Here is a 13,705-nt window from a genome sequence, read left to right as displayed (position 1 = left end):
CCTACTCTGACTGGACGCTTACATCAGCACAGTATCGCGCACACGGGCACCGCGCGCAAAATCAAGGCGGGTAAGCACCACAAGGCCCGCTACAAAGAACAAGCCGGTAATAAGCAGGGCAAGCCGGTGGTTGCCGTCGGTAAGCCACGTGACAAGGCCATAGCACAGCGGCCCCACCACGGCGGCCAGCTGGGTGGCGAAAGTCCAGAGGGAATAGAACTCGGCCAGCCTGCGGCTGGGAGCCAGGCCGCCCACCATGGCGCGGCCGGCGCTTTGGCTGGTGCCCATGCAAAGGCCGGCCAGTGTCGCGGCGATCCAGAACACCCAGACCTGCACGGCCGAATAGGCCACCAGCACCATGACGATCCAGCCCCACAAGGTGATTGTCAAGGCCCGCTTGTGCCCCACTTTGTCCTGGAAATGCCCGAAGCTCAGCGCTCCGGCGGCGGCGGCAATGTTTACCGTAAAGACCAGCACCATGGTCTGGGCCATGGTGAAGCCCATGGCCTGGTTGGCGTACACGGCGGCAAGCGTCACCACCACGGAGATGCCCGCATGATAGAAGGCCCCGCATATCAGCAGCAGGCGAAAATCGCGGAAGTGCTCGCCGGTTTCGTGCCACGCCGTCGCCAGCCGCTTCAGCCATCCAAGCGCCGGCCGGTTGCTGGGGGCGCTGCGTTCACGCAGAAACACGAAGGAAGGTATCGCCGATATCGAAAACACGAACGCTGTCAGCAGCATGACATAAGGCACGTACTGATGGGCTTCCGCGCCCCGGCTCGAAGCCCAGCCCACCAGCGCGAGAGACAGCCCCAGGGTGAGCATGCCGCCAAAATAACCAAAGCCCCAGCCCCAGCCCGATACGCGTCCCAGCGCATTGGGGCGGGCCATTTCAGGCAGGAAGGCAGCCACCACGGATTCGCCCACGCAGTAGCAGTAATTGGACAGGGCCAGCAGCACCAGGGCCAGCGCGATGTCGTTGGGCCCGACCAGCGCCAGCAGCGCCGTCGCGGCCACGCAGCCCACCGTGCTGGTGAACAGCAGCCGCCGCTTGCCGGCGCGCGCATCCGCGCGCGCACCCAGGGCCGGCATGCTGAGCATGATGGCCAGATAAGAGAGGGACAGGGCCAATGTGAAGGCCAGGGTCGCCCATGACCTGCCGGCCGCCACCACGCTGACGAAGTAGGTGCTGAAGACAGTCGTGATGACGACCGTCGTATAGCCCGAGTTGGCGAAGTCGTACATGGCCCATGCCCAGACTTCGCGCCGGCGTACGCCCGGTTTCAGGGCGCTGCGGAACAGCCCGGCACGGCCTTCTGAATCACCGGGCTCGTCGGCCTGGGCCGGCTCGGGCCGGGCCGGGCCGCTCATGATGCGACGGCGGCGGCTCCGGCACGCGCAATGGCGGCGTCGTCCGGGGACTTGACACCCGATACGCCCACTGCGCCCACCACCTGGCCGTCGGCGATGACGGGTACGCCGCCCTCCATCAGCCCTTCAATGCCCGGCGCCGACAGGAAAGCGTTGCGCCCTTGATTGATCATGTCTTCGAACGCCTTGGTTTCGCGCCTGCTGACCGCGGCCGTGTGGGCCTTGGCCTGGGCGATCTTGGCCGACATGGGCGCCGCACCATCTAGGCGGATTAGCCCAAGGGCATGGCCGCCGTCGTCGACGACGGCAATGGTGACGGCCCAGGAGTTGTCCCGCGCATGCCGCTCGGCGGCGTCGAGAATGGCCTGTACATCAGCACGTGCGAGCGTTTTCTTGGTGTTCATGGAGTCTCCTCATGGGTGAATGCATACGACATACTTGCGCTCGACATGATGCCATACTTGCCCTGGCCGCCCGCCCTGAAAGCGGGCGCGATTTTTGTAACCTTGCTTTACCCCTTGAGTGGATTTGGTTAAACTCGGGGCAGTTTTTTCCAGGCGCTTGATTTCTGCGCGTTCCCCGTTCTTTTGCCCACTGCGTGCCACAGCAGGCAAGGCCGGCTTTTAGCCGCGCCAGACGTGTACGTATTTTTTTCAGCCGAATAGCCCAAACGCCCATGCCGCCACATTACACTCCATCGATTCCGACGCTCATCCCTCGAAGTCTATGGCGTGCCGGAAAGATCCTGCTGTTGGCCTCCGCCCTTGCCCTGACCGGATGCGCCGCCAACCAGAATGCGCAGCAGCAAGCCGAAAACAGCGCCCATCTCTTCATCCGCGACAGCTATCTTTCCAAGACCAAGTCCGACCCGCTGGGTGCCTACCTGGCAAGCCGAGACTTCAATCGCGCCCTGGCCGGCGGCGCCTATTCAGAACCCCGTACCCCAACACTGGTCGGCACCGCGCTGGGGTTCCTGGGCGTCAAGTACAAGTACGGCGGCGAATCCCCCAACACTGGTTTCGACTGCAGCGGCCTGGTCAGCTATGCGGCGGAAAAATCCCTGGGCCTGAAGCTTCCGCGCCGATCGGCCGACATCGCCCGCCAGGGCATTTCGGTCAAGCGTTCCGAACTCAAGCGGGGCGACCTGGTGTTCTTCAACACCCGGGGCTCTCGCTTCTCGCATGTAGGCATCTACCTGGGCGACCACAAGTTCGTGCACGCCCCCCGCACCGGCGCGGTGGTACGCATCGAAGACATGAACATTGCCTACTGGAAAAAGCGCTACAACGGCGCACGCCGCCTGGTGGCAACGAACACCGCCAGCAAATAAAAAGGGTGGCCCAAGCCACCCTCTCGAAGTCTCTTCGGCCTTTTCGGCCGCTCACCCAAGCATTCCTCGCTGCCCCTCAGGCCGCAAATCTTAAGGCTTTTTTATTGCTTGAACGGCCTTCCACTTCGGCCGGACACGCCTCGCAATAGCCGCCCTGGGTCAGCGCCCGCTTCATGCAGCACACCGAGCGCCTGCATACCAGCACCTTTACCCCCGAGCGCTGGGCCGCGGCGCGGAAAGTCTTCATCACATTGTGACCCAGGAAGTCGGTAAGCAGGATCAATAGATCGGTGCCCGAGGGAAGCTGCAGGGTTTTCTTCTGATGGGCAGGATCGCGCCCGCTGATGTGGTGCCTGATAGCAATGTTGTGCCCCTTGAGCAATTCGGGAATATTGCCCAAGCGATCTGCTCCCACCACTACTGCCTTGACGAGTTCTGTCATGAAGATCTCCGTTGGTCGATGTTGTGGTAACGATAATCATTCCTATCTCATTAGTCAATAAGAATCATTCTTATTTTGAATCAGGGTTTACCCAGGGGCCTCCTACCGCCCTCTTACATTCTCCTCGAAGGCTGCTCTCGGTCCCCTGCCCTGCGCCTACCAGGTCCAGGTCCAGGTCCAGGTCCAGGTCCAGGTCCAGGTCCAGGTCCGGTAAGCCAGACACGGCAAGCTGGCAGAACGCAGGACGGACCGGGGGATGAACGATATGGAATAAAGGAGAGACTACATACGGGGAAGCGGAGGACGGCTCCCCTTCATGCCGCGCCGCCAGGCCAAGCGCGACGGGAAACGGCCAAACAGAGAGGAATCAGCCGTTGACGACCTGGCGCAGCGGCTCGGAATCGAGCGCCTCTTGCACGACGTCGCGGTTCAATTCAGGCGAGAGCATTTCAAGCAGCACGTAGACGTAGTCGCGCAGGAAAACCCCCGACTTGATCGCGACCCGCGTGGTATGGGTGCCGAACAGATGGCCCGCGGGAATGCCCACCATGCCCTTGTCGCGGCGCGGATCGAAAGCCATGCCGGCAATGATGCCCACGCCCAGCCCCACGTCCACATAGGTTTTTATGATGTCGGCGTCGATGGCCTCGAGCACGATGTCGGGCGTGATGCCGCTGGAAGCAAAGACCTCGTCGATGGTGCAGCGGCCCGAGAACTGCCTGTCGTAGGTAATGATGGGATACTCGGCCAGCTTGGCGAGCGACAGCTCTCTGGCTTCGCTGGAGGTCAGTTCGGCCAGAGGATGGTCGGGCCGTATCACGATCACGTGTTCCCACGAATAAACCGGCAGCGTCGCCAGCCCGGGCGTGCGGGAAAGAGATTCGGTGGCAATGGCAAGATCTGCCTGCTCGTGCAGCACCATCTGCGCAAGCGTGGGCGGATTGCCTTCGGCCAGCGACACCCTTACCTTGGGAAAGCGCTCGCGAAACGCGGGTATGACGCGCGGCAATATATAGCGTGCCTGGGCATGCGTGCAGCCGATGACCACGCCGCCCTCGTCCCGATGGGCGAACTCGTCGCTGACCTTCTTGAGATTGTCCACCTCGCGCATGATGCGCTCGATGACCTGCGCCACGACGGCGCCCGGCTTGGTCAGCCCCTTTATGCGCTTGCCGTGGCGTTCGAATATCTTGACGCCCAGTTCGTCCTCGAATTCGATAATGGACTTGGAGACGCCGGGCTGCGACGTGAACAACGCCCGCGCCGCTTCGGTAAGATTGAAATTGCGGCGTATGGTTTCGCGCACAAAACGGAATTGTTGCAGGTTCATAATGGTTAGGCCGATTGGGACCAACCCATTATAAGTAATATAGAAACAATTCCAAATTATTTTTTTATATATACATATATGCGGGAACGCCGGGACCAGCCCCTGTGAGCGCGGCGCAAGCGGCCGCGCTCATGCCGTCCGGGCAGGTCGCCTGCGCGCCTCGCGCGGCGCCTTGATGCGAAGCTTGCGCCACAACATGAAGACCATCAGGCCGGCGAACACCCCGTGAACCAGCCACACGCCCAGCCCAAAATCAAGCTGGCCGCTGCCTATCCATCCCCGCGAGAGGTTGATGAGGTTCATGTACAGCAAGCCGATCAGGCCGGCCATTAGAAGGTCTCCGGAGCGTCCCAGGCGCGGGTTCACCGCCCCCAGCGGAATGGCCAGCAAGGCCAGATTCAGGGCGGCCAGGGGCAGGGCCAGCCGCCACATGACCTGCGACCAGGCCGTGTTGTTGCCGTCGCGAAACAGCTGCTCGGTGGGCCTGGCCTTGATCTGGCGCTCGGCCAGTTCGCGCATCGCCTGCGGCGAGGTGACCTCGGCGCGGCTTTCAAGGCGGAAGCCGTACTTGTCGAAATCGAACAGGCGAAACTCGGACGTCTTTTCCTTCAGGTCGTAGCGGTGCCCTTCGCTCAGGACGAGGAAGCGGTCGCCGTTCTCTTGGGTCTCGATGCGGGCGCTCTCGGCGGTGACCACGCTGAGCCACTCGGGATCGATGACTCGCGCCACCACGCGCCCCAGCTCGTCGCCGGGCGTGGCGGGCTCTTCGGCAAAGAAGACGCGCGCACCGTCCTGGGTTTCGATGAACTGCCCTACGGTTACCTTGGATATGTCGGAGCGCTGTTCATAGCGCTGGCGGTACTCTTCGATCTGGCGGTAGGCCCAGGGCGAAGCGAAGAGAGTCAGAAAGGCGATCAGCAGCGCGATGGGCACCGTGCAACGCAGCACCGGCCGAATCCAGTCCTTGAGCGAAAGGCCGCTGGCAAACCACACGACCATTTCGGATTCGCGAAAGTTGCGGGTTACCGTGGTAAGCACCGCGATGAACAGGGAAACGGAAAGAATCACCGGCAAGGCGGTGATGCTTGAAAAAGTGGCCAGTCCCAGCACGACGTCCCCGCCGATCGAGCCGTTGGCGGCCTCGCCCAGCAGGCGCACCAGCAGCACGCTAAGCCATACGACCAGCAGAGTGGAAAACACCACGCCGGCATGGCTCATGATTTCGGATACGACGGAACGCTTGAATAGTGACATGAGACAATATGCAGGATAATCGGCAGTTCACTCAATAGCATCCTGTAGACACCTTGGGGAAACTCGTATGGAATTTAGCACACAGACTTCGGCTTCTTTGCATCAGATCAAGACTGCGGCGCTGGCGGTCGGCGTCTTTGCCGACGGCGTGCTAAGCAGCGCGGCCGACATCATCGACAACGCGAGCAACGGCGCCATTCGCGAAGTGCTCAAATCCGAATTTCCGGCCAAGCCCAATACGCATCTGGTGCTGCGCAAGCTGCCCGGGGTTGCCGCCGCACGCGTCATTTTAATCGGCTTGGGCAAACAGCAGGCCTACAGCGCCAAGACCCATTCGGGCGCCGAGCAAACCTTCGCCAATTACTGCGTCCAGGCGCGGCTTGCCGAGGGCGTCTCCGCCCTGGCCTCCATCGAGTGCACCGGCACCACGCTACGCGGGCGCGCCCAGGCATGCGCCATTGCGGCGGGCCAGGCCCTTTATCGCTACGACGAAACGCTGGGCAAGCGTGACCGCGACAGCCAGCCCAAGCTCAAGAAAATCGCCGTCCATGTAGAGCGCAGCCAGGCTTCGCAGGCCCAGCAGGGTCTGGCGGCGGGCCGCGCCATCGCCAACGGCATGCAACTTAGCCGCAAGCTGGGCGACCTGCCGGGCAATGTATGCACGCCCACCTATCTGGGCAGCACTGCCAAGCAACTTGCCCGCGAATTCAAGAACCTATCGGCACGCGTGCTCAACACCAAGCAGATCGAGGCCCTGAAAATGGGTTCCTTCCTGTCGGTCGCCAAGGGCTCTTCGCAACCCCCGGCCTTCATCGAGATCAAGTACACGCCGGCCGGCGCACGCGCCGCCAAGGGCGCTCCCATTGTGCTGGTGGGCAAGGGCATCACCTTCGATGCCGGCGGCATCTCCATCAAGCCGGCCGCCAACATGGACGAAATGAAGTACGACATGTGCGGCGCCGCCAGCGTGCTGGGCACCCTGCGCGCCGTCGCCGAGCTGGGCATCAGCCAGCCCGTCATAGGCCTCATCCCCGCCTGCGAGAACCTGCCCAGCGGCCAGGCCAACAAGCCCGGCGACGTGGTGACCAGCATGTCGGGGCAGACCATCGAAATCCTCAATACCGACGCCGAGGGGCGCCTGGTGCTGTGCGACGCCCTTACCTACGCCGAACGCTTCAAGCCCGCGGCCGTCATCGACATTGCCACGCTTACCGGCGCTTGCGTCGTGGCGCTGGGACATGTCAACACAGGCCTGTTCTCGCCGGACGACGAACTGGCCGAAGGCCTGCTCAAGGCGGGCCGCGCAGCGAACGACACGGCCTGGCGCATGCCGCTCGACGATGCCTACCAGGAACAATTGCGCTCCAACTTCGCCGACATGGCCAATATCGGCGGGCCTCCGGCCGGTTCGGTAACGGCGGCCTGCTTCCTGTCGCGCTTCACCGGCAAATACCGCTGGGCCCACCTCGACATCGCCGGTACGGCATGGCGCAGCGGCAAAGACAAAGGCGCTTCAGGACGCCCGGTGCCGCTGCTGGTGCAGTTCCTGATGGACCAGGCCTGAACCATGCCCGGCCAGCCCGCCAGGCCAGCAGCCATGCCTGCCGAGCACCGGGGGCGCTGATGGCGCGCGTGGACTTCGCCTTCGGCGCGCCCGACCGCCTGCGCATGGCCTGCGAGGTCGTGGCCAAGCACCATGACAAGGGCCGGCGCCTGGTCGTATATTGCAGCGATGCGGTACTGCTCGAACGCTTCGACCTCATGCTGTGGGGGTTCGAGCCTACGGCTTTCATTCCCCACGTCGACGCCGGCGACCCGCTGGCGGCACAAACACCCATACTGCTCTCGGGCAAGGCCGTTACACCGCCCGAAGGGTCATCGCCCTCGCCGTGGCTGGTCAACCTTGACGCCCGCTGCCCGCCCGGGGCGGAACAGTACGAACGCGTGCTCGAGATCGTTTCGCAGGACGAAGAGTCGGTATTGGCAGCGCGGCGGCGCTGGCGCGAATACAAGGACGCGGGCCACGAGCTGCACGCCCATGATGTGTCAAACAGAGCTTGATTATTCAGTATTTTGTAAGTTAACCTCTTTAGGTACTTTAAATAATCGTCGTCAAGGGCGCCCGTGCGGTCAAGCACGCCCGGCCGATGGCATTTCATACAGAAACAGGAAACCAATATGAACGATCAAACCACCTTGTCGCGCAGCGGCCATGCCGCCCAGAGCGAGGTCGTGCGCAACCGCGTGCTGCGCAATACCTATTGGCTGCTTGCGCTATCGCTCATTCCTACCGTTTTGGGCGCTTTCGTGGGCCTCAATACGGGCCTGAACGCGGTCATGGCCACCAGCCCCGGGCTGAGCGTGGTGGTCTTCCTGGTGGGGGCCTTCGGCCTCATGTTCCTGATCGAGCGCAACAAGAACAGCTCGCTGGGCGTGGCCCTGCTGCTGGCCTTCACTTTCTTCATGGGCATCATGCTGTCGCGGCTCATCGGCCACGTGCTGGGCTTTTCAAACGGCTCGCAGCTGATCATGCTGGCCTTTGGCGGCACGGCCCTGGTGCTGGGCGCAATGGCAAGCGTGGCGTCGACCACCAAGCGCGATTTCTCGCACTGGCAGAAGTTCCTGTTCATCGGCGTGGTAATTCTTATCGTCGCGGCGGTGGCCAATATCTTCCTGCAACTGCCTGCGCTGGTGCTTACCGTTTCTGTGCTGGCCATCGGAATTTTCTCGGCCTTTCTGCTGGTCGACCTGCAGCGGGTGATCCGCGGCGGCGAAACCAACTACATTTCGGCCACCCTGGCGATCTATCTCGACCTGTACAACATCTTCGCCAATCTGCTGATGCTGCTGGGCATTTTCGGGGGCGACCGCGAGTAGGCTGAAATGCCGCTGTCGACGACTCATTGAAAAAGTCGCCGACGAAGTTTCATTAAAATGGGCCGGTGACGCAACGCCGGTCCATTTTTTTTGACCGATCAAAGAGCAACACGTAGACAATGGCGCACATCGCATCAATAAGAATTCAGCTCATAGAAAAAAAGTTCGCCAGACCGATTGGCGGTTCTGGCGTAACTGGCGTCGATATCATCACAGCGACCCTGCGTGACGCCGACGGCGCCGAGGGCTTGGGTTTTTCCTACGTGATCGGAGGAGGTGGCGGGCCTGTCGCACAGCTCGCCCAGGCGCAGGCGGCCCGATTCCTGGAAGGGACGGCATTACGGAAGCCGCCGGATCACTGGACCGAGATCCAGAAAAGCTTCAACAGGACAGGAGACGGTCCAAACATTCTGGCGCTCGCCGCACTGGACGTCGCACTGTGGGACTTGACCGCAAAGCTTAAAGACGAGCCCCTGGCGCGCACCATGGGCGGAGACATCCTTCCCGTCCCCCTTTACGCAAGCGGCGGCTTCAGTGCCACGGACGAGCCCGAAAAAACTGCGGATCTGGCCACTTCTTATATTGAAGCCGGCTATGCGGGAGTGAAACCCCGGATCAACGCCGGCAACGGCGACGAAGCCGTTCTGAACGCAGTACGCAACGCTATCGGAACCAATGCCCGCTTGATGGCCGATGCCAACGAAAAAGGCAATTTCGAGGCGGCTTCGAGACTGCTGGCTCTGGGCGCGGAATATGGGCTGAGCTTTATCGAAGAGCCACTGCCTTCTGCCGACATCCTGGGCTATCGCCGGCTTGCCGCACAAAAAAGCGGGACTCCTATCGCCCTCGGCGAGCACCTTCAGGGCCTCGATCGTTTTTCGGTCTACCTGGACGACGGCATCACCGCCTTCATCCAGCCCGATCTCGCGATGGCTGGCGGGCTGACCCCTTGCCTGGAGGTGGCGCGCATGGCGGCCCTCAAGGGCGTGACGGTGGCTCCGCACTTCTTGCCGGGATTGTTCGTACAGCTCTCGGGCACCTTCGAGGGCCGGCTTCTGCTGGAAGAATTCCCGATCATGGAAGACGCCTTCGAAGGATGGCCGGAACGCGCCCCTGACGGAACCCTTCAGCCACGAGCTTGTCCGGGGCACGGCCTCTTACTGAAGGCGCGTTCCGCATAGCCCATCGGGCCCTCCATCACATGTAGGCCCATCGACGGACCGGTCCGCACGCCATAGACAGGCATGGCGGGCCGCCGGGCAATCGAGGCGCGTGCCGCCGACAAGAGCTCAATGCTTTGCCGTGCGCAGCTTGTTCATCCGGAACAGGCGCTCGCGCTTCAGGATGACGTCCAGGGTTTCAAGGGGCCGGCCCGAGGCGGCCAAGTCCAGTGGCATATGCTCGAAGGCAGATCGCAGCGGCTCGCGATGGTGCTCCCAGCATCGCACCAGCAATTGATCCGGGTCCATCAGTTCTATGCCCAGGCGACGCAGTTCAGCGCGGCGGAAGTCGCGCAGATTGCGTGTCACGACGGCCACCGAGGCGGCTGGCCGCTTGGCCAGCACCGCGCGAGCGGCAGCGATGACATGCCAGTCTTTGGGGTCGCTGTACACCAGGCCCTGCTTGAAAGGCGCGACGTCGCCCTGATCGGCCCCGGGGTAGAGGGCCTGAAGCTGCTCCCATTCCTGCGCGATGATGTCCGGCTCGACTTCCCAGACCCGTGCGGCGTTGCGCCTCCATTCGTCGCCGATGATCTCGCTCCAGGCCGGTTGGAAGCAGGCTTGGTCGGCCAGCCGCAGCAGCAGGCGGCGCAGCACGTTGGAGATGAGCACGCAGGTGTCCAGCACGACGATGTCCGGAACCACGTCCCGGGCCGCACTCATGACGAAGACCTTGCTCATGAAGCTGTGCCCAGGCGGAAAGTCGCAGCCGGCAGGGGAACCATGCACATATCGGGCGCCCTGCTCAAAATCGCTGCAGCGCCATCAGGACGCGGCGGGTCTGCAAAGGACGCGTCAACAGCTCGTCCAGCCGCTGGCGCAGCGATACCCGCAGCGCGGGCTCGATGCCAGGCTCGTCAAAATCGGGGGGGGCCTCGTCCAGGCCGTAGCCCGCCTCGTTCAGCAGGGTCCATTCGAAGCGGCGCAAGGCCCCCGCGGCGCGGGAGCCGCCCGCCAACTGCTCGAGGGCAGCGTCGTAGGCGTCGTACAGCAAGGGATGGGCGTCTTCGCGCGGCAGCAGGCGCAGCAGCAGTTCGTTCATGTACCAGGCGGACATCAGCGACTTGCCGCCCAGGGGACGCACGCCGGCGCACTCGGCGCGCACCAGGGTCTTGACTTCGCCGCCGCCGCTCCATGACAGCGCCAGGGGCTGGAAAGCGGCCAGCACGGGGCGCAGCACGGAGTACGGGCGCTTGGCCCCTTTGGCCACCAGCGCGACATTGCCGTGGTCCCGCGTGAAAGCCTGAACGATAAGAGAGGTTTCCTTCCAGTCGGTGGCATGCAGCATGTAGCCGGCCGCGTCCTGGATACGATGGGCTCGCCGGCTAGTCATATCCCAGTTCGCGCAGGCTGCCCTCGCGGTCGGACCAGCCCTTGCGCACCTTGATGTACACCTCGAGGTGCACGGGCTTGCCCAGCAATTCCTGCATGTCCTGGCGGGCCTCGGAGGCGATGCGCTTCATGTGGCCGCCGCCGGCGCCCAGCAGGATGGGCCGATGGCCTTCGCGCTCGATGAGAATGCAGGCGGCCACCCGCGCGCCGGCCTCGGTCTCTTCCCATTGCTCGATGACGACGGTGCATCCATAGGGCAATTCGTCGCCCACGAGGCGGAAGATTTTTTCACGCAGCAGCTCGGCGGCAATGAAGCGCACGGGCCTGTCGGTAAGGGAGTCGGCCTCGAACATGGGTTCGCCCTCGGGCAGGCGCGAGGCGATCTCGGCCAGCAGATTGTCGAGCTGTATGTCGCGCGCGGCGCTGACGGGCACGACGGCCGAATAGGGATGCAGCGCCATGATCTTGCTGACAAAGGGAAACATGGCGTTTTTATCCTTGATGGCGTCGACCTTGTTGACGACGAGGATGGTATTGCCCGTTTTGGGCAGCAGGGGCAGCAGTTGCTCGTCGCCCGCCGACCACTTGCCCGCCTCGACCACGTGCAGCACCACGTCGACGTCGGCCAGCGCCTGGGTGACCACGCGGTTCATCATGCGGTTCATGGCACCGCCGTGGCGGGTCTGGAAGCCGGGGGTGTCGACAAAGACGAACTGCTCGTGTTCGCGGGTGAGAATGCCGTGTATGCGGTGGCGGGTGGTCTGCGCCTTGCGCGAGACGATGGAGATCTTGCTGCCGATCAGGGCATTGGCCAGGGTGGACTTGCCCACGTTGGGGCGGCCGACGATGGCAACGAAGCCGCAGCGAAAAGGCGTGCTCATTTGTTTTCCTGGGAAACGGCCACGGGCAGCGACAACTGCGCCGACTTGCGCGCCCTGCCGCGCCGCGCCGCGCCCTTGCCCAGGCCCAGCGCCTGCACCGCGGCGATGGCCTGGGTTGCGGCAAGCTGTTCGGCGGCGCGCCGGCTGGACCCTGGCGCCGACACCTTGATGTCGAGCGCCGGTATGGAACACTCTACGTCGAACATCTGATTGTGCGCCGCACCATGGGTAGCGACCACCGTATAGGTGGGAAGATCGAGCTTGCGGCCTTGCAGCAGCTCTTGCAGCAGGGTCTTGGGGTCTTTGCCCAAAGTCTTGGGGTCAACGCCCTGGATGATGGGCATATACAGGCGGGCGATGGCCTTTTGCGCGGCATCGAAACCCGAATCCAGGAATATGGCGCCAAAGATCGCTTCAAGAGTGTCGGCAAGAATGGAAGGCCGGCGAAACCCCCCGCTTTTGAGTTCGCCTTCGCCCAGCCGCAGATATTGCGACAAGGACAGCTTCTGGGCGATTTCAGCCAGGGAAGACTGCTTGACCAGATTGGCCCGAAGGCGCGACAGGTCGCCCTCGTCTATTTTGGCGAAGCGCTTGAACAGCATGGCGGCGACCACGAAGTTCAGCACCGAATCGCCCAGGAACTCGAGGCGCTCGTTGTGGCGCGCACTGTGGCTGCGGTGCGTCAGTGCCTGCTCGAGCAGGGAAGCATCCTGGAATCGATAATCGAGTGCGGTTTCTAGGGTTGCCGGGCTCACCATTATTGGAATCCGCCAATACGACTGGGTTCGCTGAAGTTCATCCAGATGAGAAAGGCCCGGCCGACAATGTTCTGCTCGGGCACAAAGCCCCAATAGCGGCTGTCGAGGCTGTTGTCGCGGTTGTCGCCCATCATGAAGAAATGGCCCTCGGGCACCTTGCAGCGAACCCCGTTCTGAAGGTACTCGCAGTGGTCGCGGAAGGGAAAGTCGGCAATCGGCATGTAGTCCTGGGGAGCATGCTTGTTGAGCAGCAGGCTGTGTTCGGTCTCGCCCAGCTGCTCAGTATAACGCCCCACGTACACCGAACGGTCGGGCTCGAAGTAGTCGCCGGCGCGCGTCTGGGCCACGGGCTGGCCGTTGATGGACAGCGTCTTGTTCTGGTACAGGATTTCGTCGCCGGGCAGGCCCACGACCCGCTTCACGTAGTCCACATCCGGGTCGACCGGGTAGCGGAACACCAGCACGTCTCCCCGGCGGGGTTCGCCGATGTCGATGATTTTCTTATCGATCACAGGCAGGCGGATGCCGTACTGGAATTTGTTGACCAGGATGAGGTCGCCGCTTTGCAGGGTGGGCAACATGGATCCGGACGGAATGCGGAAGGGTTCGACCACGAAGGAGCGCAGGACGAACACGAACAGGATCACCGGAAAGAAGCTGACGCAGTATTCGATCCACCAGGGCACGCGATGGGCGTCGTCGTAGGCCTCTTGGCGCAGGCGCGCCGCCTCGACCGTGCCAACCCCGGTGGGATTGGCGTCGAACACCGCCATCTGCGCCTGGGCGCGCTCAAGGCGGCGCGACCTCAGGTAGAAGAAATCCAGGGCCCAGACCGCGCCCGTGATCACCAACAGCACAAAAAGTATCAGTGCGAAATCCCAGCTCATGCCCAGCTAATCCTTTTGTTTTT

15 protein-coding genes are annotated in these 13,705 nt (G+C 62.8%); 5 read left to right on the top strand and 10 right to left on the bottom strand.

Features of this window, described 5'->3' with window-relative positions; translation table 11 throughout:
• Positions 1-18: 18 nt before the first annotated feature.
• Positions 19-1,371 (bottom strand): MFS transporter, encoded by a 1,353-nt coding sequence (locus C7440_RS05910; RefSeq protein WP_116517783.1) that lies wholly within the window; start codon positions 1,369-1,371, stop codon positions 19-21.
• On the bottom strand, positions 1,368-1,775 hold the full coding sequence (locus tag C7440_RS05905) for a GlcG/HbpS family heme-binding protein (RefSeq protein WP_017525876.1): 408 nt from the start codon (positions 1,773-1,775) through the stop codon (positions 1,368-1,370). The genes C7440_RS05910 and C7440_RS05905 overlap by 4 nt, the downstream gene beginning before the upstream one ends.
• A 347-nt stretch (positions 1,776-2,122) precedes the next feature.
• Between C7440_RS05905 and C7440_RS05900 the strand changes: the two genes are divergently transcribed.
• Positions 2,123-2,701, top strand: coding sequence for a C40 family peptidase (locus C7440_RS05900; RefSeq protein ID WP_017525875.1), 579 nt, complete (start codon positions 2,123-2,125; stop codon positions 2,699-2,701).
• A 76-nt stretch (positions 2,702-2,777) separates the two neighbouring features.
• Here the strand turns inward: C7440_RS05900 and C7440_RS05895 are convergent, their stop codons facing one another.
• The 3 genes from C7440_RS05895 to lptF form a co-directional block, all read right to left on the bottom strand.
• Positions 2,778-3,143 carry a DUF2325 domain-containing protein gene (locus C7440_RS05895; protein ID WP_116517782.1) on the bottom strand — a complete coding sequence of 122 codons (366 nt, stop codon included), beginning with the start codon at positions 3,141-3,143 and terminating at the stop codon, positions 2,778-2,780.
• Between the two features lie 367 nt (positions 3,144-3,510).
• The gene (locus C7440_RS05890; protein ID WP_040549642.1) at positions 3,511-4,473 is read right to left on the bottom strand and encodes a CysB family HTH-type transcriptional regulator; all 963 of its coding nucleotides are present in this window, start codon (positions 4,471-4,473) and stop codon (positions 3,511-3,513) included.
• A 129-nt stretch (positions 4,474-4,602) separates the two neighbouring features.
• Positions 4,603-5,727, bottom strand: a complete 1,125-nt coding sequence (gene lptF, locus C7440_RS05885; RefSeq protein ID WP_017525872.1) for an LPS export ABC transporter permease LptF — start codon at positions 5,725-5,727, stop codon at positions 4,603-4,605.
• A gap of 67 nt (positions 5,728-5,794) precedes the next feature.
• On the opposite strand from lptF, the gene C7440_RS05880 reads away from it, so the two are divergent.
• The 4 genes from C7440_RS05880 (at position 5,795) to C7440_RS05865 (ending at position 9,785) form a co-directional block, all read left to right on the top strand.
• On the top strand, positions 5,795-7,291 hold the full coding sequence (locus tag C7440_RS05880) for a leucyl aminopeptidase (protein ID WP_116517781.1): 1,497 nt from the start codon (positions 5,795-5,797) through the stop codon (positions 7,289-7,291).
• Between the two features lie 59 nt (positions 7,292-7,350).
• Complete coding sequence (locus C7440_RS05875; RefSeq protein WP_116517780.1) at positions 7,351-7,788, top strand: DNA polymerase III subunit chi; 438 nt, start codon at positions 7,351-7,353, stop codon at positions 7,786-7,788.
• A 117-nt stretch (positions 7,789-7,905) separates the two neighbouring features.
• Positions 7,906-8,604 (top strand): Bax inhibitor-1/YccA family protein, encoded by a 699-nt coding sequence (locus C7440_RS05870; protein ID WP_017525869.1) that lies wholly within the window; start codon positions 7,906-7,908, stop codon positions 8,602-8,604.
• A gap of 119 nt (positions 8,605-8,723) precedes the next feature.
• Positions 8,724-9,785 carry an enolase C-terminal domain-like protein gene (locus C7440_RS05865; RefSeq protein ID WP_116517779.1) on the top strand — a complete coding sequence of 354 codons (1,062 nt, stop codon included), beginning with the start codon at positions 8,724-8,726 and terminating at the stop codon, positions 9,783-9,785.
• A 108-nt stretch (positions 9,786-9,893) separates the two neighbouring features.
• Here C7440_RS05865 and C7440_RS05860 read toward each other — a convergent pair whose 3' ends face one another.
• The 5 genes from C7440_RS05860 to lepB all read right to left on the bottom strand — a co-directional run bounded on the left by C7440_RS05860 (position 9,894) and on the right by lepB (position 13,682).
• The gene (locus C7440_RS05860) at positions 9,894-10,505 is read right to left on the bottom strand and encodes a PIN domain-containing protein (protein WP_116517778.1); all 612 of its coding nucleotides are present in this window, start codon (positions 10,503-10,505) and stop codon (positions 9,894-9,896) included.
• A gap of 64 nt (positions 10,506-10,569) precedes the next feature.
• The gene (gene recO, locus C7440_RS05855) at positions 10,570-11,157 is read right to left on the bottom strand and encodes a DNA repair protein RecO (protein ID WP_040549039.1); all 588 of its coding nucleotides are present in this window, start codon (positions 11,155-11,157) and stop codon (positions 10,570-10,572) included.
• On the bottom strand, positions 11,150-12,037 hold the full coding sequence (gene era / locus C7440_RS05850) for a GTPase Era (RefSeq protein ID WP_017524516.1): 888 nt from the start codon (positions 12,035-12,037) through the stop codon (positions 11,150-11,152). The genes recO and era overlap by 8 nt, the downstream gene beginning before the upstream one ends.
• Positions 12,034-12,792: a ribonuclease III gene (gene rnc / locus C7440_RS05845; protein WP_165832484.1), complete on the bottom strand. Its 759-nt coding sequence runs from the start codon at positions 12,790-12,792 to the stop codon at positions 12,034-12,036. Before rnc ends, era begins: the two co-directional genes overlap by 4 nt.
• A 2-nt stretch (positions 12,793-12,794) precedes the next feature.
• Positions 12,795-13,682, bottom strand: a complete 888-nt coding sequence (gene lepB / locus C7440_RS05840) for a signal peptidase I (RefSeq protein ID WP_017524518.1) — start codon at positions 13,680-13,682, stop codon at positions 12,795-12,797.
• Positions 13,683-13,705 lie beyond the last annotated feature (23 nt).

Source organism: Pusillimonas noertemannii (genome assembly GCF_003096595.1).
Lineage (GTDB): Bacteria > Pseudomonadota > Gammaproteobacteria > Burkholderiales > Burkholderiaceae_B > Pusillimonas > Pusillimonas noertemannii.
The sequence above is the reverse complement of the archived record's forward strand: the minus strand, read 5'-3'. Positions and strand labels throughout refer to the sequence as shown.